25 protein-coding genes are annotated in these 26,500 nt (G+C 72.2%); 12 read left to right on the forward strand and 13 right to left on the reverse strand.

What is annotated here, in order from left to right; genetic code table 11:
- Window positions 1-51: 51 nt before the first annotated feature.
- From aztC to aztB, 3 genes are read right to left on the reverse strand one after another with little or no spacing between them, the layout of a single operon-like run.
- Window positions 52-969 (reverse strand): zinc ABC transporter substrate-binding protein AztC, encoded by a 918-nt coding sequence (gene aztC, locus ABZ635_RS21140; protein ID WP_357767844.1) that lies wholly within the window; start codon window positions 967-969, stop codon window positions 52-54.
- Window positions 970-974: 5 nt separating this feature from the next.
- Window positions 975-2,162, reverse strand: a complete 1,188-nt coding sequence (locus ABZ635_RS21145; protein WP_357767847.1) for an ABC transporter — start codon at window positions 2,160-2,162, stop codon at window positions 975-977.
- On the reverse strand, window positions 2,159-3,061 hold the full coding sequence (gene aztB / locus ABZ635_RS21150) for a zinc ABC transporter permease AztB (RefSeq protein WP_357767850.1): 903 nt from the start codon (window positions 3,059-3,061) through the stop codon (window positions 2,159-2,161). The genes ABZ635_RS21145 and aztB overlap by 4 nt, the downstream gene beginning before the upstream one ends.
- An 86-nt stretch (window positions 3,062-3,147) precedes the next feature.
- On the opposite strand from aztB, the gene aztA reads away from it, so the two are divergent.
- From aztA to ABZ635_RS21180, 6 genes are all read left to right on the forward strand, one after another.
- The gene (gene aztA, locus ABZ635_RS21155) at window positions 3,148-3,774 is read left to right on the forward strand and encodes a zinc ABC transporter ATP-binding protein AztA (protein WP_357767852.1); all 627 of its coding nucleotides are present in this window, start codon (window positions 3,148-3,150) and stop codon (window positions 3,772-3,774) included.
- Between the two features lie 213 nt (window positions 3,775-3,987).
- Window positions 3,988-4,806, forward strand: a complete 819-nt coding sequence (locus ABZ635_RS21160) for an AraC family transcriptional regulator (RefSeq protein WP_357767855.1) — start codon at window positions 3,988-3,990, stop codon at window positions 4,804-4,806.
- A 134-nt stretch (window positions 4,807-4,940) separates the two neighbouring features.
- Window positions 4,941-5,966: an iron-siderophore ABC transporter substrate-binding protein gene (locus ABZ635_RS21165; protein WP_357767858.1), complete on the forward strand. Its 1,026-nt coding sequence runs from the start codon at window positions 4,941-4,943 to the stop codon at window positions 5,964-5,966.
- Window positions 5,963-7,006 (forward strand): iron ABC transporter permease, encoded by a 1,044-nt coding sequence (locus tag ABZ635_RS21170; protein WP_357767861.1) that lies wholly within the window; start codon window positions 5,963-5,965, stop codon window positions 7,004-7,006. The genes ABZ635_RS21165 and ABZ635_RS21170 overlap by 4 nt, the downstream gene beginning before the upstream one ends.
- Window positions 7,003-8,037: an iron chelate uptake ABC transporter family permease subunit gene (locus tag ABZ635_RS21175; protein WP_357767864.1), complete on the forward strand. Its 1,035-nt coding sequence runs from the start codon at window positions 7,003-7,005 to the stop codon at window positions 8,035-8,037. Before ABZ635_RS21170 ends, ABZ635_RS21175 begins: the two co-directional genes overlap by 4 nt.
- Complete coding sequence (locus ABZ635_RS21180) at window positions 8,034-8,846, forward strand: ABC transporter ATP-binding protein (protein WP_357767867.1); 813 nt, start codon at window positions 8,034-8,036, stop codon at window positions 8,844-8,846. Before ABZ635_RS21175 ends, ABZ635_RS21180 begins: the two co-directional genes overlap by 4 nt.
- A 124-nt stretch (window positions 8,847-8,970) precedes the next feature.
- Here the strand turns inward: ABZ635_RS21180 and ABZ635_RS21185 are convergent, their stop codons facing one another.
- Genes ABZ635_RS21185 through ABZ635_RS21195 form a run of 3 tightly spaced genes read right to left on the reverse strand, consistent with a single transcriptional unit; the run spans window position 8,971 to window position 12,228 of the window.
- Entirely contained in the window at window positions 8,971-11,358 is a 2,388-nt protein-coding gene (locus tag ABZ635_RS21185; RefSeq protein WP_357767869.1) for an excinuclease ABC subunit UvrA, read from the reverse strand.
- Window positions 11,355-11,765: a VOC family protein gene (locus ABZ635_RS21190; protein WP_357767872.1), complete on the reverse strand. Its 411-nt coding sequence runs from the start codon at window positions 11,763-11,765 to the stop codon at window positions 11,355-11,357. The genes ABZ635_RS21185 and ABZ635_RS21190 overlap by 4 nt, the downstream gene beginning before the upstream one ends.
- Before the next feature lie 10 nt (window positions 11,766-11,775).
- Window positions 11,776-12,228 (reverse strand): helix-turn-helix transcriptional regulator, encoded by a 453-nt coding sequence (locus ABZ635_RS21195; protein WP_357767874.1) that lies wholly within the window; start codon window positions 12,226-12,228, stop codon window positions 11,776-11,778.
- Between the two features lie 155 nt (window positions 12,229-12,383).
- Here ABZ635_RS21195 and ABZ635_RS21200 point away from each other — a divergent pair, with 155 nt between their 5' ends.
- Window positions 12,384-13,406, forward strand: coding sequence for an alcohol dehydrogenase catalytic domain-containing protein (locus ABZ635_RS21200; protein ID WP_357767877.1), 1,023 nt, complete (start codon window positions 12,384-12,386; stop codon window positions 13,404-13,406).
- A gap of 85 nt (window positions 13,407-13,491) precedes the next feature.
- Here ABZ635_RS21200 and ABZ635_RS21205 read toward each other — a convergent pair whose 3' ends face one another.
- From ABZ635_RS21205 to ABZ635_RS21220, 4 genes are all read right to left on the reverse strand, one after another.
- Complete coding sequence (locus ABZ635_RS21205) at window positions 13,492-14,142, reverse strand: class II aldolase/adducin family protein (RefSeq protein ID WP_357767880.1); 651 nt, start codon at window positions 14,140-14,142, stop codon at window positions 13,492-13,494.
- Complete coding sequence (gene otnK / locus ABZ635_RS21210) at window positions 14,139-15,386, reverse strand: 3-oxo-tetronate kinase (protein WP_357767883.1); 1,248 nt, start codon at window positions 15,384-15,386, stop codon at window positions 14,139-14,141. Before otnK ends, ABZ635_RS21205 begins: the two co-directional genes overlap by 4 nt.
- 95 nt (window positions 15,387-15,481) lie before the next feature.
- Entirely contained in the window at window positions 15,482-16,903 is a 1,422-nt protein-coding gene (locus tag ABZ635_RS21215; RefSeq protein ID WP_357767886.1) for an SLC13 family permease, read from the reverse strand.
- A 1-nt stretch (window position 16,904) separates the two neighbouring features.
- Complete coding sequence (locus tag ABZ635_RS21220) at window positions 16,905-18,296, reverse strand: homoserine dehydrogenase (RefSeq protein WP_357767889.1); 1,392 nt, start codon at window positions 18,294-18,296, stop codon at window positions 16,905-16,907.
- A gap of 162 nt (window positions 18,297-18,458) precedes the next feature.
- Here ABZ635_RS21220 and ABZ635_RS21225 point away from each other — a divergent pair, with 162 nt between their 5' ends.
- Window positions 18,459-19,268: a DeoR/GlpR family DNA-binding transcription regulator gene (locus ABZ635_RS21225; RefSeq protein WP_357767891.1), complete on the forward strand. Its 810-nt coding sequence runs from the start codon at window positions 18,459-18,461 to the stop codon at window positions 19,266-19,268.
- A 63-nt stretch (window positions 19,269-19,331) separates the two neighbouring features.
- On the opposite strand, the gene ABZ635_RS21230 is transcribed toward ABZ635_RS21225, so the two are convergent.
- On the reverse strand, window positions 19,332-19,616 hold the full coding sequence (locus tag ABZ635_RS21230; RefSeq protein WP_357767894.1) for a VOC family protein: 285 nt from the start codon (window positions 19,614-19,616) through the stop codon (window positions 19,332-19,334).
- Window positions 19,547-20,779, reverse strand: coding sequence for an MFS transporter (locus tag ABZ635_RS21235; protein WP_357767897.1), 1,233 nt, complete (start codon window positions 20,777-20,779; stop codon window positions 19,547-19,549). Before ABZ635_RS21235 ends, ABZ635_RS21230 begins: the two co-directional genes overlap by 70 nt.
- 311 nt (window positions 20,780-21,090) lie before the next feature.
- Between ABZ635_RS21235 and ABZ635_RS21240 the strand changes: the two genes are divergently transcribed.
- From ABZ635_RS21240 to ABZ635_RS21255, 4 genes are read left to right on the forward strand one after another with little or no spacing between them, the layout of a single operon-like run.
- Entirely contained in the window at window positions 21,091-21,819 is a 729-nt protein-coding gene (locus ABZ635_RS21240; protein ID WP_357767899.1) for a methyltransferase, read from the forward strand.
- A 53-nt stretch (window positions 21,820-21,872) separates the two neighbouring features.
- The gene (locus ABZ635_RS21245) at window positions 21,873-22,664 is read left to right on the forward strand and encodes a DUF364 domain-containing protein (RefSeq protein ID WP_357767910.1); all 792 of its coding nucleotides are present in this window, start codon (window positions 21,873-21,875) and stop codon (window positions 22,662-22,664) included.
- On the forward strand, window positions 22,661-23,740 hold the full coding sequence (locus ABZ635_RS21250) for a GHMP kinase (protein WP_357767902.1): 1,080 nt from the start codon (window positions 22,661-22,663) through the stop codon (window positions 23,738-23,740). Before ABZ635_RS21245 ends, ABZ635_RS21250 begins: the two co-directional genes overlap by 4 nt.
- Window positions 23,698-24,714 (forward strand): pyridoxal-phosphate dependent enzyme, encoded by a 1,017-nt coding sequence (locus ABZ635_RS21255; RefSeq protein WP_357767905.1) that lies wholly within the window; start codon window positions 23,698-23,700, stop codon window positions 24,712-24,714. Before ABZ635_RS21250 ends, ABZ635_RS21255 begins: the two co-directional genes overlap by 43 nt.
- 491 nt (window positions 24,715-25,205) lie before the next feature.
- Here ABZ635_RS21255 and ABZ635_RS21260 read toward each other — a convergent pair whose 3' ends face one another.
- On the reverse strand, window positions 25,206-25,733 hold the full coding sequence (locus ABZ635_RS21260; RefSeq protein ID WP_357767907.1) for a DUF6879 family protein: 528 nt from the start codon (window positions 25,731-25,733) through the stop codon (window positions 25,206-25,208).
- Window positions 25,734-26,500: the final 767 nt, after the last annotated feature.

Genomic DNA, 26,500 nt, shown 5'->3' on the forward strand with positions numbered 1-26,500 from the left:
GCGGGGGGCGGGGGGGCGGGATCGAAGGGGCGGGGCCCAGTGGGGCGGGACTCAGTCGTCCCGGAGCCCGGCGGTGATCGCCTCGGTGTTGGCGCGCATCATCTCCAGGTAGGTTTCGGCGCCGCCGCCCTCCGCGCTCAGGGACTCGGTGAAGAGCGGGACCACCTCGATCTCCACCCCGGCCTCCTCGGCCATCACGGTGGCCAGCCGGTCGGGCTGGGAGGAGTCCGCGAAGACGGCGGCGACGCCCGCCTCCGCGACGGCGTCGGAGAGGTCCTTGAGGTCGGAGGTGCTGGGCGAGGCCAGGGTGGTCCCGCTGGGGATCACGGCGCCGATCACCTCGAAGTCGTAGCGGTCGGCGAGGTAGCCGAAGACGTGGTGGTTGGTGACGAGCCTGCGGTTCTCGGCGGGCAGGGCGGCGAACTCCTCGCCCATCCACGCGTCGAGCTCGTCCAGCTCGGCCGCGTAGGTCTCGGCGTTGGCCCGCACGGTGTCCGCGTCGACCCCGTCGACCTCCTCGATGACCCGTTCGGTGATCAGGTCGACGGCCGTGAGGACCCGTGCCGGGTCGGTCCAAAAGTGTGGGTCGGGCTCGCCCTCGCTCTCGTCGGAGGTGTAGGGCAGCGGGTCGACGCCCGAGCCGACCTCCAGGGCGGGCACCCCCGCCTCCTCGGCGGCCGCCACGTTGCGGGCGACACCCTCCTCCAGGCCGAGGCCGTTGTGGACCACCAGGTCGGCGTTCTCCAGGGTCGCGGCCTCGCGGGCCGAGATCGCGAAGGAGTGCGGGTCGGTGTCGGGCGGCATCAGCACGGTGACCGGGACCTGGTCACCGACGATCCGCGCGGTGACGTCGCCGAGGATGTTGGTGGTCACCACGATCCCGGTACCGGCCTCCTCCGGGGAACAGGAGACCACCATGAGGGTGAGGGAGGCGGCGGCGAGTGCGGCGAGGGGGCGTCGGGGCAGCATGGCGGTCACCGTCCGGTCTGGATCATCAGGTGCGGCGCGATCCCCGGTTCGAGGGTGCGGGCCACACGGAGGTCGTCGGCGTAGTCGATCTCGTGGACGACCCCGGCGCCGGGGTCGCTGACGTAGGCGCGGGAGGTGTCGGCCGCGAGTGTGGGCGGGTGCTCGGGGTCCACCGTGTCCAGCAGGGCGGTGGCGGCCTCCTCCTCGCCGGTTCGCGGGTCGAGCGCGCGCAGGGTTCCGTCGTCGGCCAGGGCCAGGACCGGTCCCTCCTCGCCGGTCGTCGTCGCGGCGACGGTGCCGGGCTGGTCGTGGGCCCGCCACTCGGGGACGGCCAGGTCCAGGACCCACAGGGTGTCGTCGCCGGGAAGCGCGGCCAGGACGGCGGACCCGGAACGGTGGAGGAAGGGGCCGCCGCGTCCCTCACCCGGGTGGGGGAGGGTCGAGGCGGTCAGGTCGCCGTCCTCCTCGGTGACGTGGAGGGTGCCCTCCGAGCAGCCGACCACCAGGCCCCGGCGGGTGAGGGCGGCACCGTCGGGGTCGGTGCAGGTCGCGCCCGGGTCGGCCTGGGGTTCGCCGTCGCGGTCGAGCGCACGGACGGTCCCGTCGGTGTCCACGGCGACCAGCGCCCCCTGGTAGGGCAGGACGGTGGTCCCCTCGTCGACACGAACGCCCGCGGTGGCGACCGTCCCGTCCTCCAGCTCCGCCCTCTCCAGCAGCAGTGACGCGCCCCGGCCAGTGGTGACCGAGGTGAGCGCGGTGTCGGTGACCACGTGCGCGGGGTCGGACAGGTCCAGGGCCCCGACGTCTCCGGAGGCGGTCCGGTAGTAGTGGTTGTGGTCTCCGTGGTCCACGGTCCACACCCCGCTGTCGAAGACCTCGGTGGTCCCTTCGTGGGATGAGCTCAGGTAGGCGAAGCGGCCGTCGCCCATGACGCCGTCCACTCCCGGTACCTCGCCCAGCTCCGTGACCTCCTCGGTGATCAGGTCGAGGAGTCGCACCCGGCCGGTGTCGGTGTCGGCCACGACCAACCGGAGCTGTGGCTCGGCGGCCTCCTCGGCTCCCTCGACGTACCCGTGGGGCGTCTCCTCCTCCGCGGGCTCGGGTTCGGCGGCGGTGCCGCCGCCGGAGCAGCCTGCCAGCAGGGTGATCAGGGTGGCCGCTCCCAGGGCGGCGGTGCGGTGTCGGCGGGTCACGGTGTCACCGTTCCTTCCAGGGTGGTGGTCGGGGGCGCGTGGTCGGCGGGGCACGCGCCGGTCGGGGGGCGTCGTCCGGCGAACCCGCGCGAGCGCAGCCCGGAGGCCAGGGCCGAGACGAAGAAGCACGCCACGGCCGTGGCCGCGATGGTCGCCCCGGCAGCGGTCTCCCAGTGCCAGGAGACGAGCAGGCCGACGTAGGTGGCGGCGCCGCCCAGCAGGGCGGCGGTGAGCATGATCCCCGGGATGCTGCGGGCCCACAGCAGCGCCGCCGCGGGCGGGGCGATGAGCAGTCCGAACACCAGGAGCGTGCCGACCACGTGGAACGACGCGACGACGGCGAGGGTGACCAGGCCCAGCAGCGCGGCGTGTGCCACACGCGGCGCCAGCCCCAGGGTGTGCGCCTTGCGGGGGTCGAAGGCCAGGGCGACGAACGCCCGGTGCCCGACGGTCGCGACCACCAGCGCGGCCGCGAGGGAGAGCCCCAGGTGGAGCAGGTCGCGTTCGCGCACGGCGAGGACGTCACCGAAGAGGAAGGCGGTGAGGTCGACGGCGAAGGACGCCGAGTGCGACACCAGGATCACGCCCACCGAGAGCATGCCCACGAACAGCAGCCCGATGCTGGTGTCCTGCGACAGCCGGGGGGAGCGGCTCAGGGCCGTGACTCCGGCGGCCATGGCCCCGGCCGCCAGGGCGGCGCCCACGAACAGGCTCTGTCCGAACAGTGCGGCCAGGGCGACCCCGGGCAGCATGCCGTGCGACATCGCGTCCCCGAGGAAGGCCATGCCCCGCAGGACCACCCAGGTGCCGGCGATGGCGCAGACGGCCGAGACCAGCAGCCCCGCCCAGAGCGCACGCTGGACGAACGTGACCCCGAAGGGTTCGATCAGTGCTTCCATGATGGGACACTCTATAACGATAACCATTATCGTTTTCACATCGGGTCGGATCGTGCCGACCCGGACACCGGAACCGGGGGTCGGGCATGAGACTGGACAACCTGTACGCGGGCTACGGCGGGACGGACGTCCTGCGAGGCGTCACCGCCGAGGTTCCCGAGGGAGCCGTCACCGCCCTGGTGGGAGCCAACGGGGCGGGCAAGTCGACGTTGCTCGGGGTGCTGGCGGGCACGGTCCGGCCGCGGAGCGGAACGGTGACGCCCCGGGTGGGGCGGCCCGCGTTCGTCGTGCAGCGCAGCGCGGTGCCGGACGCGCTGCCGCTCACCGTGCGGGCCACCGTCGCCATGGGGCGGTGGGCGCACCGGGGCTGGTGGCGCCCGCTCACCCGCCGCGACCACGCGGTGGTCGACGCCTGCATGGAGCGCACCGGCGTGGCCGACCTGGCCCAACGGAGGCTGGGGGAGCTCTCGGGGGGTCAGCGCCAACGCGCCCTGATCGCCCAGGGGCTGGCGCAGGAGGCGGCGTCGCTGCTGCTGGACGAGCCCTCGGCGGGACTCGACCGGAGTTCCATGAAGCGGATGCGGGCGCTGGTCGCCGAGGTCGCGGCCGAGGGTGTCACGGTCGTGCACGCGACCCACGTCGCGGAGGAGGCCGAGGACGCCGACCACGTCATCGCTCTGGAGTCGGGCCGCGTGGTCGCGCCCGCCCCGTGACCGCCGGGTGTGCTCGCGAGCCAGGCCGGTCGCCGGTTCCCGTCTCCCGACCGTGCCGGGATTCCCGCGTGCGGCGGGCGCTGGACACGGGTGCGGAGGTCGAACCGGGCGCGTGACTCCCCCCGGCTCGGCGCGGGGCCGACTGCGCGCACGGTGTGGGTAAGGGCAGGCTCACCTTGGTTCATGGTGGTGTTCCGGCATAGCCTGTGCGACGTGGTCGAACAGGACAGGACGCGGCGCCGACGGGGCGTACGCTCGGGCGCGGCGGAGAACCGCAGCCTGCCCTCCTACGGGGCGGGCGAGATCGACGTCCCCTTCGTGGTGCGCGGTACCGGCGAGGTGATCGCCCGCGACACCTACTGGGAGGAGCACTCCCACCCCACGCACGAGCTGCTCTGGAACCGGAGGGGCGCGTCCACGGCCACGACCGGGGCGCGCGTGTGGACCATCACCCCGTCGGTCGGCCTGTGGATTCCGGCCGGCACCCCGCACTCGGGGTGGACGCCGGCGGGCACGTGGCACCACGCGGCGCAGTTCAGCGTGCGCGCGGTCCCGGCCCTGGCCGACACCACCGTCGCGGTCGAGGTCACGCCGCTGCTGCGCCTGCTGCTGGACCGGCTCGCCACCGAGGAACTGGACGGGGCCGCGCGTGCCCGCACCGAGGCGGTGGTCCTCGACCTGTTGGCCCCGTCCCCGGTCGAGCTGCTGCTGCGCGTTCCCGACGCCGCGCTCCTGGAGCCGATCGTCGCCGCCGTGCGCGAGGACCCCGCCGACGGCACGACCCTGGCCGCGTGGGCCGCCCGGCTCGGAGTGAGCCCCCGGACCGTCACCCGGGCCTTCCGCGCGCAGACCGGTCTGGGGTTCAGTCAGTGGGTGGCGGCCGCCCGGGTGCAGCACGCGATCGGGCTGCTGGCGGTGGGGGAGGAGATCGAGGAGGTCGCCGAGCGGGTCGGTTACCGCTCGGCGAGCGCCTTCGGCGCGGTCTTCCGGAGGGTGACGGGCACGAGTCCGGGTCGGTTCCGTCTCCAGTGACGAGCGGCGACCTGTCCGTTTCGCGAGATTCGTTGTCCCTTTTGCGCGATTGCGAACCAGGTGAGTGCACCCTAAATTCGGTTAGGCAAACCTAACTCCCGGTTTCCGGGGTTGGTCACCACCGGAAGGACACCATGACCCGCGCCCCACGGCTGGCCGCGATCGCCACCGCCGCCCTCATCCCCCTCACCCTCGCCGCCTGCTCCTCCACGCCCTCCGGTGGGAGCGGCACCGACTCGGGAGACTGGACCCCCGTCACCGTCGAGCACGCCCTCGGCACGACCACCATCGACTCCGAGCCGGAACGCGTCGCCACGGTCAACTGGGCCAACCACGAGGTCCCGCTCGCCCTGGGCGTCGTCCCGGTCGGCATGGCCGCCGCCACCTTCGGTGACGACGACGGCAACGGCGTGCTCCCGTGGGTCGAGGAGAAGCTCGAGGACCTGGACGCCGAGACACCCGTCCTCTTCGACGAGACCGACGGCATCGACTTCGAGGCCGTCGCCGACACCCGGCCCGACGTCATCCTCGCCGCCTACTCCGGTCTCACCCAGGAGGACTACGACACCCTGAGCGAGATCGCCCCCGTCGTCGCCTACCCGGAGACCGCCTGGGGCACCTCCTGGCGCGACACCATCGAGCTCAACAGCACCGCCATCGGCAAGGCCGACGAGGGCGCGGAGCTCATCGCCGACCTGGAGGCCGGGATCGACGCCGCGGTCGCCGAGTACCCGCAGATCGAGGGCGCGGCGGCGATGTTCATGACGCACGTGGACACCACCGACCTCAGCGAGGTCAGCTTCTACACCACCCACGACACCCGGGCGTTGTTCTTCGAGGACATCGGCATGGTCACCCCCGAGAGTGTCGCCACCGCCTCCGCGGAGACCGACCAGTTCTCCCTCACCCACAGCGCCGAGCGGGCCGACGCCTTCGACGACGTCGAGATCATCGTCACCTATGGCGGCGAGGAGCTGGTCGAGGCGCTGGAGGGCGACCCGCTGCTGTCGCAGATGCCCGCCGTCGAGAACGGGGCCGTGGTCAACCTGCCCGGCGACAGCCCGCTCGGCACCGCCGCCAACCCGACGCCGCTGTCGATCTCGTGGATTCTCGACGACTACCTGTCGCTCCTGGCCGAGGCCGCTGACGGAGCGAAGTGACCACCCGAACCGCAACCCCCGAGGCGGGGACCGCCACCGTGCGGTCCCCGCGCCGGGGCCGACCCCTCTGGCTCCTGTTGGTCCTGGCCGTCCTGTTGGCCCTGATGTTCCTCTCCGTGTCGGTCGGCTCCCGCGACGTCCAGTGGGCCGACATCGTGGCGGCCTTCGGCGGATCGGCCGAGGGCTTCGACGAGGCGGCCGTGGCCAAGCGCATCCCCCGGACCCTGCTCGCCGTGCTCGTGGGAGCGGCGCTCGGGGTCTCCGGCGCGGTCATGCAGGGCGTGACCCGCAACCCGCTGGCCGACCCCGGCATCCTGGGCGTCAACATGGGCGCCTCGCTGGCCGTCGTCATCGGCATGGCCCACCTCGGTCTGGCCACGGCCACCGGCTTCATCTGGGCCGGTATCATCGGCGCGGCCGTCACGGCCCTGTTCGTGCACGTCATCGGCTCCCTGGGCCGGGGCGGCGCGAGTCCGCTGAAGCTGGCCCTGGCCGGTGCCGCCACCTCCGCCGCGTTGTCCTCGTTCATCAGCGCCGTCGTGCTGCCCCGCAACGACATCGCCGACGGGGTCCGCTCCTGGCAGATCGGCGGTGTGGGCGGCGGCACGTTCGCGTCCATCTCCCACGTGCTGCCCTTCCTGGTGGCCGGGTTCGTCGTGTGCCTGCTATCCGCCCGGGGCCTCAACCTCCTGGCGCTGGGCGACGACCTCGCCGCGGGCCTGGGCGAGCGCGTCGCGATCTCGCGGGTCACCGCCTCGGTCGGCTCAGTCGTGCTGTGCGGCGCCAGCACCGCCGTCACCGGCCCGATCGGGTTCGTCGGTCTCGTGATCCCGCACGTGTGCCGCCTGCTCGTGGGCGTCGACCACCGCTGGCTGCTGCCGTTCTCGGCCCTGACCGGCGCCTCGCTGCTGACCGCCGCCGACGTGGTCGGCCGCGTGGTGGCCCGCCCGGGGCAGATCGATGTGGGGATCGTGACCGCACTGGTGGGCGCCCCCTTCTTCATCTACATCGTCCGACGTCAGAAGGTTCGTTCCCTGTGACCATCTCCACCGTCGCGACCGTCACGCGCGGTCGCGCGCGCCGGGCGCGCCGACGGAACGCCGTGATCGTCGTCCTCGCCCTCCTGCTCGTGGTCGGCTTCTCCGTCACGCTCATGGTGGGACAGACCTTCTACCCGCCGGGCGACGTCGTCCGGGTGGTCCTCGGCCAGGACGTCCCCGGCGCCTCCTTCACGGTCGGACGGCTCCGCCTGCCCCGCGCCGTGCTCGCGATCGCCGCCGGGGCGTGTTTCGGGCTCGCCGGAGTCACCTTCCAGACCATGCTGCGCAACCCCCTGGCCAGCCCGGACATCATCGGTATCAGTGCCGGGGCGAGCGCGGCGGCGACCTTCGCGATCGTGGTGCTCTCGCTGGACGGGGCCGGAGTGTCGGTCTTCGCGATCGTCGCCGGGCTCGGGGTGGCGCTGGTGATCTACCTGCTGTCGTACAAGGACGGAGTCTCGGGCACCCGGCTCATCCTCATCGGGATCGGCGTCGCGGCCATGCTCCACAGCATCACCTCCCACATTCTGGACCGCGCGGCCACCTGGGACCACCAGGAGGCGATGCGCTGGCTCACCGGCAGCCTCAACGGAGCCGGATGGAACCAGACGCTTCCGGTGGTGGCCGCCCTGGTCCTGATCACACCGCTGCTCCTGGCGCAGTCCGACAACCTGGCGGCGCTGCAACTGGGCGACGACACCGCCTCGGCCCTGGGGGTCCGGGTGGACCGCACCCGGCTCCTGGTGGTCGTCGGAGCGGTCGGGCTCATCGCCTTCGCCACCGCCGCGTCCGGGCCGATCGCGTTCGTGGCCTTCCTGGCCGGGCCGATCGCCGCCCGCCTGGTGGGTTCGGACGGTTCGCTGCTGGTGCCCTCCGCCCTGGTGGGCGCCCTCTTGGTCCTGGTCGCCGACTTCTGCGGCCAGTTCGCCTTCGGGACCCGCTTCCCGGTCGGGGTCGTCACCGGCGTGCTCGGCGCTCCCTACCTCGTCTACCTCATCATCCGCAGCAACCGCGTGGGAGGCTCCCTGTGACCACGGACCACTCGCTCCTCGTCGAGGACCTGACACTCGGGTACAAGGACCGCGACGTCATCGACTCCCTGGACCTGGCCGTGCCGCCGGGCCGGATCACCGCGATCGTCGGCGCCAACGCGTGCGGCAAGTCCACCCTGCTGCGCTCGATGTCGCGGCTGTTGGCGCCGCGCTCCGGCCGGGTCCTGCTGGACGGCGGGGAGGTGCACCTCATGCCGCCCAAGGAGGTCGCGCGGACCCTGGGCCTGCTCCCGCAGTCGCCGGTGGCCCCGGAGGGCATCACCGTGAGCGACCTCGTGGGTCGCGGACGCCACCCCCACCAGCGGTTGTTCACCCGCTGGAGCGGAAGGGACGACGAAGCGGTCGCCGAGGCCCTGGAGGCGACGCGGACGGTGGAGCTCGCCGACCGGCCCGTGGACGAGCTCTCCGGCGGGCAGCGCCAGAGGGTGTGGATCGCGATGGCGCTGGCCCAGCGCACTGACCTGCTCCTGTTGGACGAGCCGACCACGTTCCTGGACGTGAGCCACCAGGTGGAGGTCCTGGACCTGCTCACCGACCTCAACGCCGCGCGCGGGACCACGGTCGTGCTGGTCCTGCACGACCTCAACCTGGCGGCGCGCTACGCCGACCACCTGATCGCGCTCGCCGGGGGAGGGCTGCACGCGGCGGGCCCGCCGGAGCGGGTGCTCACCCCGGAGACGGTGCGGGCGGTGTTCGGCATGGAGAGCCAGGTCATCACCGACCCCACCTCGGGGAAGCCGCTGATGCTCCCTCTCGGCCGACACCACCGGGCGGTGCCGGTGGACTGAGCGGCCGATCGCTCCTGGAGACGGGCGTCCCGGAGGTCTCCTCGTGAATCCCGGGCCGGGGGCCGGTCCCCGGCCCGGCCGTGCGCCGGACCCGGGACGCCCCCGCCGCTCCCCGGCCCCGCCGTCAGCGGCCGACGAAGTCCGCCAGATGCTGGCCGGTGAGCGTGGAACGGTCGGCCACGAGCTGGGCCGGAGTGCCCTCGAAGACCACCCGGCCACCGTCCTGGCCCGCCCCCGGGCCGAGGTCGATGATCCAGTCGGCGTGCGCCATCACTGACTGGTGGTGCTCGATCACGATCACCGACTTCCCGGAGTCGACCAGACGGTCCAGCAGGCCCAACAGGTGTTCCACGTCGGCCAGGTGCAGGCCGGTGGTCGGCTCGTCCAGGACGTACACCCCGCCCTTCTCCCCCATGTGCACGGCGAGCTTGAGGCGCTGGCGCTCACCGCCCGACAGCGTGGTGAGCGGTTGACCCAGCCGCAGGTAGCCCAGCCCCACCTCGGACAGCCGCTCCAGGACGCGGTGCGCGGCCGGGGTCCGGGCCTCGCCCGCGCCGAAGAACAGGGCCGCCTCGGACACCGACATCGCGAGCACCTCGCTGATGTCGCGCCCGCCGAGCCGGTACTCCAACACCGAGGGGTCGAACCGCCGACCCTCGCACTCCTCGCAGGTGGAGGCGATGCTGGCCATGAACCCGAGGTCGGTGTAGACCACGCCCACGCCCTTGCAGACCGGGCAGGCGCCCTCGGAGTTGGCGCTGAACAGCGCGGGCTTGACCCCGTTGGCCTTCGCGAACGCCTTGCGGACCGGGTCGAGCAGTCCGGTGTAGGTCGCCGGGTTGCTGCGCCTCGAACCGCGGATCGGGCTCTGGTCGACGGACACCACCCCCGCGTCGGCGGCCGCCGCCCCCTCCACGAGCGACCCCTGCACGAGGGAGCTCTTGCCCGAACCGGCCACTCCGGTGACCACCGTGAGCACCCCCAGGGGGATGTCCACGTCCACGTCGCGCAGGTTGTGGGTGTTCGCGCCGCGGACCTCGAAGCGCCCGGCGGGTACGCGCACCTCCGCCTTGAGCGCGGCCCGGTCGTCGAGGTGGAGGCCGGTGGTGGTGCCGCTGCTCCGCAACCCCTCGACCGTGCCCTCGAAGCAGACGGTCCCGCCCTGCGAACCCGCGCCGGGGCCGAGGTCGACGACGTGGTCGGCGATCGCGATGGTGTCCGGTTCGTGCTCCACGACCAGCACCGTGTTGCCCTTGTCGCGCAGCCGCAGCAGCAGCCGGTTCATCCGTTCCACGTCGTGCGGGTGCAACCCGGCGGTGGGCTCGTCGAAGACGTACGTGGTGTCGGTGAGCGAGGACCCCAGGTGGCGGATCATCTTGGTGCGCTGGGCCTCGCCGCCCGAGAGCGTTCCCGCCGCGCGGTCGAGCGAGAGGTAGCCCAGCCCGATCTCCACGAAGGACTCCAGGGTCCGCCCCAGCGCCTCCAGCAGGGGCGCCGCCGACGGCTCGTTGAGGTCGCGCACCCACGCCGCCAGTTCGCTGATCTGCATCGCGCACACCTCGGCGATGTTCACCCCGCCGATCCGCGAGGAACGGGCCGCCTCGCTGAGCCGGGTCCCGTCGCACACGGGGCAGTCCGTGAAGGTCACCGCGCGTTCGACGAACGCCCGGATGTGCGGCTGCATGGCCTCTTTGTCCTTGGACAGGAACGACTTGCGCAGCTTGGGGATGAGGCCCTCGAAAGTCAGGTTCGACTTCTCGACCCTCACCTTCACCGGCTCGTGGTACAGGAAGTCCCGCGTCTCCTGCTCGGTGTACTCGCGGATCGGCTTGTCCGGGTCGAAGAAGCCCGACGCCTTGTACGTGCGCACCGTCCACCAGTCGTCCGACTTCCAGCCGGGGATGGTGAACGCCCCCTCCGAGAGCGACTTGGAGTCGTCGTAGAGTTCGCGCAGGTCGAAGTCGGTGACCTTGCCCCGGCCCTCGCAGTTGACGCACATGCCGCCGGTACGCGTGAAGGTCTGCCGCACCGTCTTCTGATCGCCGCGCTCCACCGTGATGGCGCCACTGGCCCGGACCGAGGCGACGTTGAAGGAGAACGCCTGCGGAGAGCCGATGTGCGGCTGGCCCAGGCGGCTGAACAGGATGCGCAGCATCGCGTTGGCGTCGGTCGCCGTCCCCACCGTGGAGCGCGGGTCGGCGCCCAGACGCTCCTGGTCGACGATGATCGCGGTGGTCAGCCCGTCGAGGACGTCCACGTCGGGGCGGGGCATCGACGGCATGAACCCCTGCGCGAAGCTGCTGTAGGTCTCGTTGACCATCCGCTGGGACTCGGCGGCGATCGTGCCGAACACCAGCGAGCTCTTGCCCGACCCGGAGACCCCGGTGAACACCGTCAGACGGCGTTTGGGCAGCTCGATGCTCACGTCCCGCAGGTTGTTCTCCCGCGCGCCGTGCACCCGGATCAGGTCGTGGACGTCCGCCGGATGCGGCGCGGTCGGCCCGACGGTCAACGGTCCTCCTTGATCCTGATCAGGTTCCCGGCCGGGTCGCGGAAGGCGCAGTCGCGGACGCCGTAGGGCTGGTCGGTGGGCTCCTGCACGACCTCGGCGCCCCGTGCCACGATCCGCTCGAAGGCCTCGTCCAGGTCCGGTGCGGCCAGGTTCAGGAAGGCGTAGGTGCCCTTGGCCATCATCTCGGTGATGACGCGGCGCTCCTCGTCGGTGACGCCCGGGTCGGACACGGGCGGCTCCAGGACCACGGAGGTGTCGGGCTGCCCCGCGGGGCCCACGGTGATCCAGCGCATTCCCTCGTACCCGACGTCGAGGCGGACCTCGAACCCGAGGACGTCCCGGTAGAAGGCCAGTGAGGCCTCCGGGTCGGTGTGCGGCAGGAAACTGGCGTTGATCTTGATGTCCATGCAGGTCACACTACGACCGGTCGGGCCGCCGCGCTTCTTGATTCCTGATCGGTCGGGCGACCTGTCGGACCACGCAGGAGGGGATGCCCTCCGCGTCGCCCACGGCCCGTTTCCGGTAGGCGCTGGGCGGCATCCCGACCAGTTCGGTGAAGCGGGTGCTGAAGGTGCCCAGGGAGGAACAGCCCACCTCGAAGCACACGTCGGTGACGCTGAGGTCGCCGCGCCGGAGCAGGGCCATGGCCCGCTCGATGCGCCGGGTCATGAGGTAGGAGTACGGGGAGTCGCCGTAGGCCCGGCGGAACGCGCGGCTGAGGTGCCCCGCCGACATGTGCACGTCCCTGGCCAGCTGCTCGACGTTGAGCGGGAGCGCGTACTCGCGGTCGATCCGGTCGCGGACCCGGCGCAGGCGGGCGAGGTCGCTCAGGTGCTCTTCGGGGGTGGGTCTCCTGGTCACGCGACACATCGTGCCACGCGGGCGGGGCGTACTCCAGCGACCGGACCGCGCGGACGCGCCGAACCCGCACCGGGGCGCGCCGCGACACGCTATCTTGCCATTCGTAGCCACCGAATCACGCATGGTCACGATCCAGGTGGGTCTGGCCCGGAAGGAGTCAACCGATGCGAGCGGCCCTGATGTACGGCGCCGGTGACGTACGTGTGGAGCACGTGCCCGACCCGGAGCTCGTCGATCCCGCCGACGCCCTGGTGCGCGTGGTGCGCACGTGCGTGTGCGGGAGCGACCTGCACGCCTACCGGGGCATGCCCTCCTCGGAGGAGGGCGTCCAGGTCGGACACGAGTTCGTCGGCGTGGTGGAGGAGACCGGGCCGGAGGTCACCTGGGTCCGGCCGGGCGACCTCGTCGTCTCCCCGTTCTCCTACGCCGACCACACGTGCGCGCTGTGCCGTGAGGGCCTGCACACCTCCTGTCCGAACGGCGGCCTGCTCAGCGCGGCCCAGGCGGAGGTGGTCCGCGTCCCCCAGGCCCAGGGCACCCTGGTTCGGCTCCCGGTCCGGGAGGAGTCGTCCCTGCTGCCGTCGTTGCTGACCCTGGCCGACGTCTACCCCACCGGACACCACGCGGCCCGGACCGCCGGAGTGGGGCCGGGCACCTCGGTCACCGTCGTCGGCGACGGGGCGGTGGGACTGATGGCGGTGCTCGCCGCGCGGAGCAGGGGCGCCGAGGAGATCATCCTCATGGGCCGTCACAAGGACCGCACGGACCTGGGCCGGGAGTACGGCGCGGTGGAGGTGGTCGACGAGCGCGGCGCCGAGGGGGTGGAACGGGTCCGCGAGCTCACCCGCGGCCAGGGGACCCACGCGGTGATCGAGGCGGTCGGCCACCTCGACGCCCTGGAGACCGCGCTGGGCGTGGTCCGCCCCGGCGGTACCGTCAGCCGGGTCGGCCTGCCCCAGTACGAACACGGGCCGCTGGGAGTCGGCGCGATGTTCGCCGCCAACGTCACCCTCACCGGCGGGCCCACCCCCGTGCGGTCCTACGTCGAGGAGCTGCTCCCCGGCATCCTGGAGGGCGCGGTCCACCCCGGGCTGGTCTTCGACCACGCCGTCGACCTCGACGGTGTCCCGGAGGGCTACCGCCTCATGGACCGGCGCGAGGTCCTGAAGGTTCTGGTCACGCCCTGATACCGGTCGGCCGAGGGCACCCGGCGGCGGAGGGGCCCGGAGGACGGCCGGGCCCCTCGGCGACCGGGTGCCCCCGGTGCCCGACTCACAGGTCCCAGGCGGTCCCGTACCGGTCGGTGAGCTCGCGCACCTGGTCGGGGGAGAGCACAGAGAACGGGCGTTCCCCGAGGGAGACCACCACGCGCGCGGCCTCCTCCAGCTCCACCGCCCCCTCCAGGGCCTCGGCCGGGTCCGCCCCCGCCACCAGGGAACCGTGGTGGGCCAGCAGGGCGGCACCGAACCGGCCCGGAAGCTTGGCCAGGTTCTCCGCCAGCTGGTGGCTCCCCGGCGCCGCGTACGGCACCAGGGGCGCCTGGCCCACCCGCATGACCAGGTACGGCGTGATCGGGGGCAGCGCCGAGGAGGCCGACCACGGCGGCAGGCAGGACGCCGCGGTGGAGTGCGGCGCGTGCAGGTGCACGACGGCGCGCGCTTCGGCGGACCTGCGGTACATCGCCAGGTGCAGCGGGAACTCCTTCGAGGGGTGCGGCCCCGAGACGTGTGCCCCGGCCGTGTCCAGAACGGACAGGGCGTCGGGCGTCAAGTCCCCCAGCGCCACCCCGGTCGGGCTCATGAGCACGGTGTCGCCGACGCGCACCGAGACGTTGCCCGAGGACCCCGGACTCAGCCCCAGGTCCACGGCCCGGCGTCCCGCCGCGCACAGCTCCTCGGCGGCCCTTCGCGTGCGCTCGTTCACGCGCCCGCCTCCCAGGCCCGCACGAACAGGTCCCGGGCACCGAAGTTGCCCGACTTCAGCATGAGGTGGAGGTCCCCTCCGTCGCGGCGGGCGCGCGTCCACGCCACACCCGGGTCGACCTCGGGCCCCAGGGCGAGGGAGCCCACGCCCAGACGCCGCACCACGGCCCCGCTGGTCTCGCCCCCCGCCACCAGGAGCGAGCGCACGCCCGCCGCCACCAACCGCTCGGCGATCTCGGCCAGCGCCTCCTCGATGATCGGTGCGTCAGCCGTGTCCACGACGTCCTCGGGCGAGGCGGTCGCGTACACGACGAACGGGGCCGCGGTGCCGCCCAGCGCCTCCGTGACGGCCCCCGACACCACCGCCCCGAAGTCCGCCCGCAGGTCGTCGGCGCGCAGCCGCAGCCCGGCCCCCGTGGCGAGCGCGTGCCGCACCTGACCCTGCGTGGCCCGCGAGGCGCTGCCGGACAGCACCACGCGCGGACCGTCGGGTGGGGCGAACCCCTCCCGGCCCTCGGTCCGGGGGCCGCTGAGCCCCTGGGCCAGGGCGCTGCCGCCGGTCAGCAGGCGCAGGTCGTCGGTCGCGGCGGCCAGGGTCCGCAGGTCGGAGTCGTCCAGGGCGTCCACGACCACGAACCGGGCGCCGTCCTCCCGGGCCCGGGCGACGGCCGCGCGCACCGCGTCGGCGCCCCGGGACACGACCGGCCAGGGCACCAGGGCCACGTCGTCGGCGCCCCTGGTGAGCTGTGGTTCGAGCAGTCTCAGCAGGTTCGAGTCGGTCATCGGGGTGAGCGGGTGGTGACGCATGGACGACTCGTCGAGAGGTTCGTCGCCGACGAACAGGTGGCCGCGGTACACGGTGCGCCCGTTGGCGGGGAAGGCCGGGGCGACCACCGTGACCTCCTCGCCCAGGGCCTCCAGGACCGCCTCGCTGACCGGGCCGATGTTCCCCTCGGGGGTGGAGTCGAATGTGGAGCAGTACTTGACGTAGAACCGCTCGCACCCGGCCCGGCGCAGCCACGCCAGCGCGTCCAGCGACACCGAGACGGCCTCGTCGACGGGCATGGTGCGTGACTTCAGGGCCACCACCACGGCGTCGGCGTCGTCGGCGGCCTCGGCGGTGCGCCGTTCGGCGTGCGGGTCGGCCCCCAGGACGACCGTGGTGCGAAAGCCCGCGGCGGTGAGGGTGAGAGCGAGGTCGGTGGCCCCGGTGAGATCGTCGGCGATCGCGCCGAGAGTCGCCATGGGTGCTCCTGTGGGTTCGAGGGTGGTGGACGGACGGAGGAGGTGTTTCGCGGAAGGGTCGCCCTCTGCGGAACACCCCCGGAACCGGTGGCGGGTCAGACGAGCCCGGTCGCGATGAGGACGTTGAGGACGGCGAACCCGGTCACACCGGAGATGACCGAGGCCACCCCGATGGAGCGGATGCCCTGCCCCACGGTCATGTTCGACAGGGTCGTGGTGACCCAGAAGCCCGACGAGTTGGCGTGCTTCATGATCTGCGCGCCGGTCGCGCAGGCCAGGTACACGACCAGCGGCGACAGGTCCAGGGCGGGCAGGAGCGGCTGCATGATGGCGGCCGAGGTCATGACGCCCAGGATGTTGGAACCGGTGATGGTGCACACGGCGGCGGCGATGAGGAACGGGATGATGACCGGGGAGAGCCCGGTGCTCTCGATGGTCCCCGCGACGTTCTCGGCCACCCCGGTCTCCCGGATGATCGTGGCCAGGGCGCCGCCGACGCCGGTCAGGGCCAGGGGCATCGCGGCGATGCGCAGACCGGCCTCGAACAGGTCGTTGAGGGTGGACTTGTCCCGCCAGCGGCCTCGGAACAGCGGCAGGGCGAGCAGGCACGCGAGGAACAGTGCCATGGTCGGCTCGCCGACGAACAGCACGGTCGCGGTGACCCATGAGCCCTCCGGCAGGGCCGGACCGGCAAGGGACGCGAACACGATGAGGACGATGGGCGCCAGGATCGGCAGCAGGGAGCCGAACAGTCCGACCCGGGGCGCGTCCGAGGCACCGGCGACGTCGTCCGCGGGGGCCCCGGCGGAACCGGTGGACCCCGGCGTCGCGCCCGTCCCGCCCGTCCCGCCCGTCCCGCCCGTGGCGGCGTCGGCCAGGTGCTCGACGAACTCGGGCTTGGGCGGGACGTGCGTCTTGGTCCGCGTGAGGTAGACGGTGGCGGCAAGGATGCCCGGCACACCCACGGCCAGACCGTAGACGATGGCCTCACCCATGCTCACGTCCAGCAGCGACGCCGAGGCGAGCGGACCGGGACCGGGCGGGATGACCGAGGTCATCACGTAGGCGCCGATGTAGAGGATGGGGCCCAGCTTCATCATCGAGATGCCCGTGCGGTAGGCCAGGGCCGAGACGATGGGGATGAGCATGACCACGGCGGTGTCCGCGATGAGCGGGATACCGAGGACGGTGGAGGCCAGGGCGATCGCCCACGGCACCTTGTTCTCGGAGAACAGCCGCAGGGCCGTCTCGGTGATCTTCATGGCGGCGCCGCTCAGTTCGAGCATCTTGCCGAGGACGCAGCCGAAGACGATCAGCAGGCCGACGTTGGCCAGGGTGTTGCCGAAACCGTCCTTGACCAGTTCGACGGTTCCGGTGCCGCCCATGCCCAGGACCAGGCCGAGGGCCACGACGACGATGAACAGCGTGGCGACGGGGTGGACCTTGAACCGGGCGATGAAGAGTACGAGGACGACGATGGCGCCCAGGAAAGCCAGGAGAGTGAGGGCGTCGGACACGTCACTGCCCTCCGGTGTTCAGGGGTGAGCGGGTGAGGGCCTGGTTCCAGGTGTCGAGGAGCGCGTCCTCGGGGTCGGCGAGGTCGCCCAGGAGCAGGAGCTCCCCGGCGGCCACGTCCCGGGCCAGGGTGGTGTGCGCCGCCAGGTAGAGCGGCGCGACGTCGCGGGGCGCGTCGGCGGAGTCCAGCAGGACGGGCGCCACGCCGGTCACGTCGTGGTGGTGCCCGCCCATGTCGAGCCGGGTTCCGGCGGGCAGGTCGGTGCGGGCGCGTCCGGCCAGGACCGCGTGCGGGGCCGGGGGCCTCGATCCGGAGCCCCGGTGGTGGTCGGCGGCGGCCAGGATGCTGAGCGGGGTTTCCACTCCCATGAGGTGGTACGGGAGGTAGAGGCAGGCGTAGCGCCCCGAACGCGAGACGACGTGCCCCTTCTGCGCCAGGAGTGCCCAGGAGGCGTCGTCGCCGGTGCGGACCACGGCGAACACGCCGCCCGCGAAGGAGGCCTCCTCCGGCAGGCGCAGCACGCTGAAGACGTCCACGGCGCCCGAACGGCGCAGGACGCCGCCGTCCTCGGCGAGCGCGTACACGTCGGCGAGCTCGGCGGTGCGGGCGACGGGGTAGTGCAGGGTCTCCACGTCCGGAACCAGGCCGGTGAGGTTGGCGACCACGCCCATCTCGCAGTAGTCGGCGGCGGCCGAACGCTGGATGTCGGCGACGGCCCGGGCCCGGGCGGCGAGGGTGGCGGGCACGTCCTCGCCCAGGGTGAGCAGGGAGGCGAGCTCGGGAGCGTCGACCTCCTGGTCGAGCTGGCGCACGCGTCCGGTGGCGGGGTCGAAGACGAGGTCGTACTCACCGGACTTGCCGATGGCGACGACGTCGAGCCCGAGCAGGCGGGTGCGTTCGTACCACTCGACGAGGTTGGCGGGCTGGTCGCCGAGGCCGGGCGTGTAGACCACGCCGTGCTCCTCGGCCAGCGCGGCCAGGGCGACACCGGAGACGGAGTCGACCTCCTTGGAGACCATCACCACGTGGCGGCCGGTCGTGAGGGCCAGCCGGGCCGCGCCGGTGCCCGCGCCGGGGCTGCCGGTGGCCTCGACGAGTACGTCGTAGGCGGCGTGCGCGAGCAGGGCGGTGTCGGTGATGACGGCGGTCTGGTCGTCGGAGAGCGCGGCCAGCTCCTCCGGGGTGGTACAGACCGTCAACGCGGCGGCCGGGTACCCGAGTTCGACGCACAGGGCGACGGTCCCCTCGGCGTCCAGGTCGCACAGGACCGAGGGACGCAGCCGGTCCGTGCGCGGAGTCTGGGCGAGGAGGGTGCGGGCGAACCCGCCCCGCGCTCCGGTGATCGCGTAGCGCACGGTCGGCGGGGGTGAGCCCGTGGTGCTGGTGGCGTGCATGGTTCTCCTTCTCTCACGTCACGGTGGACACGTTGTCCTCATCCGCAACGGCAACACGCCCTGTTTAACAGGAGAGGAACATCTGAGTCAATAATTATCACGCCTCGTATCATCTGGTAACACTCGATAGCATGGTTCTGTGAACGAACTTGAAGGAGGACGATGATCCCGGCGCAACGGCGCGAGCTGCTCCTGAGGGAACTGCGGGGCACGGGGGTGTTGAGCGTGAAGGAGCTCTGCGACATCCTCGGCGTCTCGCACATGACGGTCCGCCGCGACATCATGACCCTGGAGGAGGAGGGGCGGGTCCGGTCGGTGCCCGGAGGCGTCGAACTCGCCTCACAGGTCCGTTCCGAACCCTCCTACCTGGACAAGTCCCGCGTGGACCTGGACGAGAAGCGCGCGATGGCCCAGGCCGCGGCCGCCCTCGTGGAGGACGGTCACACCGTCTACCTCGACGCCGGGACCACGCTCGGCCACCTGGTGCCCGCCCTGTGGGGGACGGTCGGCCTCACGGTGATCACCAACGACCTCACCACGGCGGCGTCGCTGTCCGACCACCCCGACCTGTCGCTGTACTTCGTGGGCGGCCAGATCGACCGCGAGAACCGCTCGGCGGTCGGCGACATCGCCGCCCAGACCGTCTCCGAGTTCAACATCGACGTCGCGTTCGTGTCCACCAGCTCGTGGGACATCGGGCGCGGCTCCACCACGCCCTCGCGTTCCAAGGTCGCCGTCAAGCGCGCCGCCATGGCGGCCGCCTCCTCCTCGGTGCTGGTCGCCGGGGCCGACAAGTACGGGGCGTTCGGCACCTTCAAGGTCGCCGCGCTGGAGAGCTTCTCCACGGTCATCACCGACGACCGCCTGGCGGAGTCGTCGGCGCGCGCGGTCCGGGAGGTCGGCGTGGGTCTGGTGGTCGTGGCCCCCCAGAGCGGTCCCGAGGAGGCGGCGCGACTCGAACCCACCGTGTGAGCCCCCGGCGCGGGCCCCCGTCCCACGGCGCGGGGGTTCGGCCCCCGGGGGCGTTGAAGGGGGTCAGCTCGCCGTCACGCAGAAGGGGTTCCCCGCCGGGTCGAGCAGGACACGCCACCGGTCGCCGCCCGGCTGGTGCCCGGGGCGGGTCGCGCCCAGGGCGAGGAGCGCGGCCTCCGCGCGCTCGGGGTCCCGCGCCGCGAAGTCCAGGTGAAACCGCTGCGGGGCGTCGGAGCCCGGCCACCCGGGCGGCTGGTCGCGGGCTCTTGGGCGCGGGGTCAGGGGCGGCGGGTGCGGAAGTCGCGGGAGCCGGGGGCCAGTGCGGCCAGTGCCGGCGCCAGTACGCACAGGGCCGCGCAGGCCAGCAGCACGTTCTGCGCGCCGAAGGCCTGGGCGGCCGGGGCGATCAGGGCCAGGCCGACCGGGGCGAACCCGTAGGCGAACAGGAAGTCCAGCGACGACACCCGGGCCAGCTTGTCCGGGGCGACCTCGCGCTGGGCGGCGGTGAACCACGGCACGTTGAACAGCTCCACGCCCAGGCCCACCACCGCGTAGGCGGCGAACACCCAGACCCCTCCCACGGGGAACACCAGGCTCAGCGGGGCGAGCGCGTACAGGCCCAGCCCGAACAGCGCCCACCAGCCCTGCGCGCGCGGCTTCCACCGCGCGACCAGCAGCGCACCGACCAGGGCACCGGCGGTGTAGGCGGTCAGTGCACCGGCCAGCACGGCCTCGGTGCCGTAGTGGTCGCGGCTGGCCAGGGGGAGCAGCACGTTGGTGGCCGAGTAGCCCAGGGCGATGACCACGGTCAGCGCGCCCAGACCGGCGAGGAACCAGGTGTGGCGGCGCGCCTCGGTGAGCCCTTCGGCGAACTCCACGTGGAAGGGCGCCCGGGCGGGGCGCTCGGAGGGTGCGGGGCGGCCGCCCCGGGGGAGGAGGGCGGCGGCCAGCCACAGGGCCGCCGTGACCAGCAGGAGGACGCGGGGGCTGGTGACCGTGGCCAGCAGCGCGGTCAGGCCGGGAGCCAGGAAGGTCATCCCGCGTACGGAGAAGGTCAGGGCGGCGTTGGCCTGCTGGCGGTCCTCGGTGGCCACGACCTCGGCGGTGAGTGCCTGGAAGGCGGGCCGGCAGGCCCCCTGCCCCACGCCCACGACGGCGGCGGCCGCGGTCATCAGCGCCACCGAGGTGCCCAGTCCGGCGGCGAGCACGGGGCTGGCCGCGGCGGCCGCGAGGCCGGACCACAGGACCACCGCGCGGCGCGAGTGGCGGTCGGCGAAGAGCCCGCCGAGGGGGACCGCCACGAGGAACCCGGCGGTGCGGGCGGCGAGTACCAGGCCGAGGCCGACCGCGCTGAGCGATCCGTGCAGGACCGCCAGTCCCAGGACGAACGGCATGGCCCAGGTGGCCAGGCCGGACGCGGTGGTCGCGCACCACAGGCGGACGAAGGTCGGCCTGAGGAGCGGGGAGGCCCGGCGTTCCTGGGGGAGGGTCGGGTTCGGCGTCGTGGACACGAGGAGTACTCATCTCGGTTCGGAGTGTGTGTAGAGTCGCACTCTATTGAAAACGATAATCAGTCGCGCTGTTCTTGGTGAAACTGAGACCCGTGGGGGCCGTGGGGCTCGGATGTCCGCTGGGGGAGTGAATGTCCGCTTCTGCGGGGGTTGGCTCCGACGTGTGGGGGCAGCGACTTCGTGGGGTGGCGGGATTCGAGTGACAACGATAATCGTTTTCGCTAGGGTCGTCGACACCGGAACCGCCCGACGGCCACCGAACGGCACCCCCGCCCTCCCCGCTTGACCGGACCGACACCGAAAGGCCCCGCGTGGACCCCTCACGGATCGCCCAGCTGCCCCCGCCCCTGCCCCCCGAACGCATCATCGGCCTCAACCAGCCCAAGGCCGACCTGCACACCCACCGCTCCTATACCTGGAACGGATGGGAGTTCGACGTCCCGCCCGAGGTCTTCGTCCCCGGCGCGACCAGCCGCATGATCCACCAGCGCATCCTCGACGACGACATCGACGTGCGCGGCCGCGTCTACGCCGCCATGGGAGCCGGGCTCGGGGTCGAGGCCGCCGTGGCCGGACTGCGCGGCGCCGCCCGCGTCCTCGCACTCGACGTCCACCCCGCCAGCGCGCGGGCCACCGAGCACCACTACCGGCGGCTCGTCGGCACGCCCGAGGACGGCGCCCCGCCGTTCACGTCCGAGGTCAGCGACCTGTTCGGCGCGGTCCCGGACGGAACACGGCTCGACGTGGTCACCTTCAACCCGCCCGCCGTGAGCCAACCTGTCAGCGACGACCCCCACATCGTCCGCAACGTCTGCGCGGGCCGACCCGTCACCGACGCGTTCTTCACCCAGCTCGCCGAACGCGACCTCCTCGCCCCCGGCGGCCAGGTGTTCTTCGTCGCCTCCAACACCGCCGACCTGCGCGGCATCGTCGGCCACGCCGCCGACCAGGGGTTCACCGCCCACGTCCACCACCTGCACGACTGGGACGACGGAGTCCTGACCTACCTGTTCCGCCTCACCCGGGAGAACGTCAAGTGAGCCAGCGCACCCCCGACCTCGGCATCTCCGACCTCGGCACCCCCGACCTCCGCATCCCCGACCTCGGCACCCTCCACCAGCGGGTTCTCGACACCCCCGACCTCCCCGTCGCCACCAGCGTCTTCTGGGTCCACCACGGCACCCGCCTGGCCGGGGGCGACGTCACCTACCTCAACCAGTACGTCCTCGTACGCGTCGGTCGGGCCTTCGGCGCCTGCTCCTTCGAACCCGGCCAGCTCGACCCCGACGTGTGCGCCGACCTGTCCGGCAGACCCCTGGCCGACCTCCTGAGAGGCCCGGCCCCGGTACGGCTCGCCGCGTTGGACGCCTACCTGGGCCAGGACCGACCCCACTCCGAAGACCCCCGAGCCGAACCGGTCACCCTTCCCCACGGCACCCCCGAGGAGCGCGCCGTCGCCCGCGACCGCGCCATCGCCGGACTCCTCCCCGACCCCCAGGGGCGCCGGATCGCCTTGATCGGCGTGGTCAACCCCCTCGTCGCCGCGATCCGCGAACGCGGCGGCCAGTGCCTGCCCTGCGACCTCAACCTGCGCAGCACCCAGTGGGGCGACCCGGTCAACCCCGACATGGAGGAGGTCCTGGCCGAGGCCGACGCGGTCGTGGCCACCGGGATGACCCTCGGCAACGGCACCTTCGACCGCATCCTGGAGCGCTGCCGGGAACGCGGCCTGCCGCTGGTCCTGTACGCCCAGAGCGGCAGCGCCGTCGCCCGCGCCTTCCTCGGCTCGGGCGTCACCGCCGTCTCCGCCGAACCCTTCCCGTTCTCCCAGTTCAGCGCGGAACCGACCACCCTCTACCGCTACCGACAAGGAACACGAGAGTGACCCCAGGAACAGGACAGGCGACCTGCCACCACGGCGAGATCCTCCAGGGGGTGTTCCTCGACGAGCGGGGACGCCCCACCCGTGGTCTGGTCACCCTGCCGATGGCCGAGCCCCGCACCCGCGCGGTGTTCACCCCCTTCTCCGCTCGGGTGCCCCGACACGTCGTCGTCGACCCGCCCGAACGCGCCAAGGCGGCCCGCGCCGCCGAACTGGCCGTGGAGGAGTGCGCGCGCGTGGGCGGGGTGACGCCGGTGGGCGGCTACCTCAGCGTCCGGGGCGGGGCCTGGCCCGGGCTGGGCATGGGCTCCTCCACGAGCGACGTGACGGCCGCCGTGCGCGCCGTCGCGGCGGGGCTCGGCGTGGAGCTGCCACCGGAGTCGGTGGCCAGGGTGGCGGTCGCCGCCGAGGGGGCCAGTGACCCGATCATGTTCGGCGACCGGCCCCTGCTGTTCGCCCAGCGTGAGGGCCGGGTGCTGGAGGAACTGGGCCCGGCCCTGCCACCGATGGCGGTGGTGGGCTGTCTGACCGGAAGTGGCCAACCGGTCGACACCCTCGCGTTGAGGGGGAAGGCACGACGGGGGGACATCGCCGTCTACGAGAGGTTGCGTGCCGCCCTGCGTACCGCGATCGCCGAGGGGGACGTATCCGGTGTCGGGCACGTCAGTACCGAGAGCGCGATCCTCAACCAGCGTGTGCTGCCCAAGGACGAGCTGGGCACGCTGCGCGGGGTGGCACGTGCCTGCGGTGCGGTCGGCCTCCAGGTGGCCCACAGCGGCAACGTCGCCGGTGTGCTGTTCGACGCGGCCGCGCCCAGCCTCGCCGACCGGTTGGAGGAGGCCGCCCGCAGGCTGGACCGCGCGGGGCTCACCCCGCACCGCGTGTTCGCCACGTCCGACCGGACGGGTACGCCGACCACTCCGGCGGCGGGCGTCGGGGCACGGCCCGTCCTCACCGCGGTCGCGTCGGCCCCGGGCGCCGCGACCGCGCTCTCTCCACTCCCGACCCCTCCACCCCCTGACTCAGCGGAGCCGACTTGGACGAGCACGTTTCCGAATCCATCGCCAGACCCGACCTGATCGACCTGGGCGGAGGCCTGCTGTGCCTGCGCTTCGAGTCCATGAAGGTGGCCTCCGCGCTCGCTGCCGTGCGCCACCTGCTCGACACCGGGGTGGTCCGCCCCGGTGACACCCTCATGGACAGTTCCAGCGGCATCTACGCCTACGGGCTGGCGCTGGCCGCCCACCGGTACGGTCTGCGCTGCCACATCATCGGGTCCACCACCATCGACCAGCCGTTGCGGCTCCAGCTGGCGGTGCTGGGCGCGACCCTGGAGCAGATGCCGCCCTCCGACGACCTCAGACTGGACCAGCACCGCCGGGTCCGCCGGGTGCGGCAGGTGCTGCGGGAACACCCGGACTACCACTGGATGCGCCAGTACCACGACGTCGTGCACGGACTGGGCTACCGCGCGGTGGCCGACCACATCCGCAAGGAGACCGGCGACGGCCCGCTGACCCTGGTGGGCGGCGTCGGATCGGGGGCCTCCACCGGGGCGCTCGCCCGCTACCTGCGGGAGAGCGACCCGGAAACCCCGCTCGTGGGGGTCCAGCCGTTCGGCAGCGTGACCTTCGGCAGCGACCACGTCACCGACCCGCAGATCATCATCGCGGGCATCGGCAGTTCCATCCCGTTCGGCAACGTCGACCACACCCTGTACGACACCGTGCACTGGACCGCTTTCGACGCCGCCCTGGCCGGGAGCACCGACCTGCTCCGCCGCCACGCGGTCTTCGCCGGGCTCTCCTCGGGCGCCGCCTACCTCGTGGCCCGCTGGGAGGCGGCGGCCGCACCGGACCGGCGGGTGGTGTTCGTGGCCGCCGACACCGGGCACCGGTACGTGGACACGGTCTTCGCGCGGCACGAGGAGGCCGCCGACGTCGCCGACCTCGCCCCTCGCGAGGTCGGCGAACTCAAGGAGCTCTCCCCGCCCTGGTGCCGGATGGCCTGGGGGCGTCGAAACGCCCCCGAACAGGCCGTGCACCAGGACTGACCCGGGGATCGCCGAGTGGTTGTCCCGCGCGGTGCGGTCACGAACGGTCCGGGGCCGGGTGGTGCGAGGACGAAGCTCCGCCCGGCCCGCGCGGTCCGCCCGGCCCGAGTCCGCGAGACTTCTTCTCCGGTGCTCCTCCTAGGGCGCGACCCCCGCTCGGAACTGGCCCCCGATATCCGTCGCCGAACGTACGCCCGTGCACCGGCCCGGGTACGCGCGGGGCGTCCAGCGCACACTTCCGGGGAGTAGGAGGTCCATTCCCCGTGGAGGGCATCGAGGATCGCCCAGGTCGTTGTTCCCGGGTCGTCGAGGTTGGGACCGCCAAGCGCAGAGAACGTCCATGAGAGTCGGTGATCGGAAGGTGGACCGAGTCCGCGTAGGAATCGTGAATGCTCGTCGGCTCCGGACGAAATCACGCAAACGAGGAGAGGGGGGAGAGGGCGACATCTCCCTGTTTCTCCAAGAATGGAGTCATGGTCATCGGTATTCGGTCACGTCAGGCGGAACTCGGCGTGGGGGACAGCACGTTTCCACGCTGATCCGAACGCCTGAACACACAGATTCACCACGTCTGGTTCGGTACTGATCTCGTTGCCCACCCAGCCGCCGTCTCCCGTGAAATGGTTGAACAGCACTTTCGCTCCGTCGAAGATCCAGCAGTCGTTTCCCGGGAGAGCCAGGCCGGAGGCGCGTTGGCGCGGCAACCACCGAATGTCCTCTCCGGCCCCGAGGTTCTGGGGAGTGCCCTCGTGCTCGAAACGGATGTACTCGCTCACTGGTTCGGACACGATGCGAACCCGACGCAGGCACACGTTCCGCGCGGCGGTGGCCCGCATCAGTTCGAGCCAGTCGGCCTTGCTCCGCGCGTCCTGTTCCGGCCCCCAGTCGCCGACGCGCCACCTCTCGACATCGGCCTGCTCCTCGGCGACCGCGTAGAGGTCGCGCATCTCCAGGTGGTAGGCGGATTCCCGACACTCCTGGAAGATTCGTGTCCAACCCTTGTCGTCAAGAGACTCCACTCGTGCCGTCCTTCGGTAGGAAGTCGAACGGACCGGCCGGGACCCGGGTCCCCGTTTCGCCGATGGGAATCCTCATCTGCTCCACATCGCTCGGATCGCTGATGACGTATCCCTGAGCGAAGAAATCGCCGCTTTCCTCATATCGGCGCGACCGAGGTGATCCACGCTGTCTTGTGGCGCCACCGACGATCTCGATTCTCATGGAGCCTCGCATATCTCACGTCGCTTGGGGGAATGCTCGATCGATTGCAGGGATAGTAGCAGTCGGAGCGGCCGTGAAGACATGTCTGGTAGCCCTCTCTCTCCATGGTCATAATGGGGTATATGGTGATCATATGGGAGAAATGGGATGAAAAGTCTGTGGCTGTCGGTCTTGGTAGTCAGGGCGGGTCCGCCTGGCGGTTCCGGAGGAGACGAACAGGCGCGGATGTAGTCGGCCGCTTCCTTCGGGCCTTGTGCGTGCCTGGATCGCATCCCCGCAGGGGAGGAACCCCGAGCCGACCTGCTTCGTTCCGGACGGCGGACCAGCGCGTGCTCATCGTCCTGGACGACGCCGCGGGAGCCGGGGACGTCAGAACTCGCTCGTTTGCGTGCCGGGTTCCCACTGGCACCGAGAATCGTGGCCGAGCGGGCCGCCGCACGACCGCGACCGGTTCCACGACCTGCTGCGTGCCTAAGAGCTCATCTCAAAAGCCATCGGCATGCTTGGCCAGGTGCTTGTAGCAGATGAGGATGCAGGCGATGCCGAGCATGGCCAGGAAGGTGGA

It is taken from the genome of Nocardiopsis sp. NPDC007018, assembly GCF_040635075.1.
GTDB lineage: Bacteria > Actinomycetota > Actinomycetes > Streptosporangiales > Streptosporangiaceae > Nocardiopsis.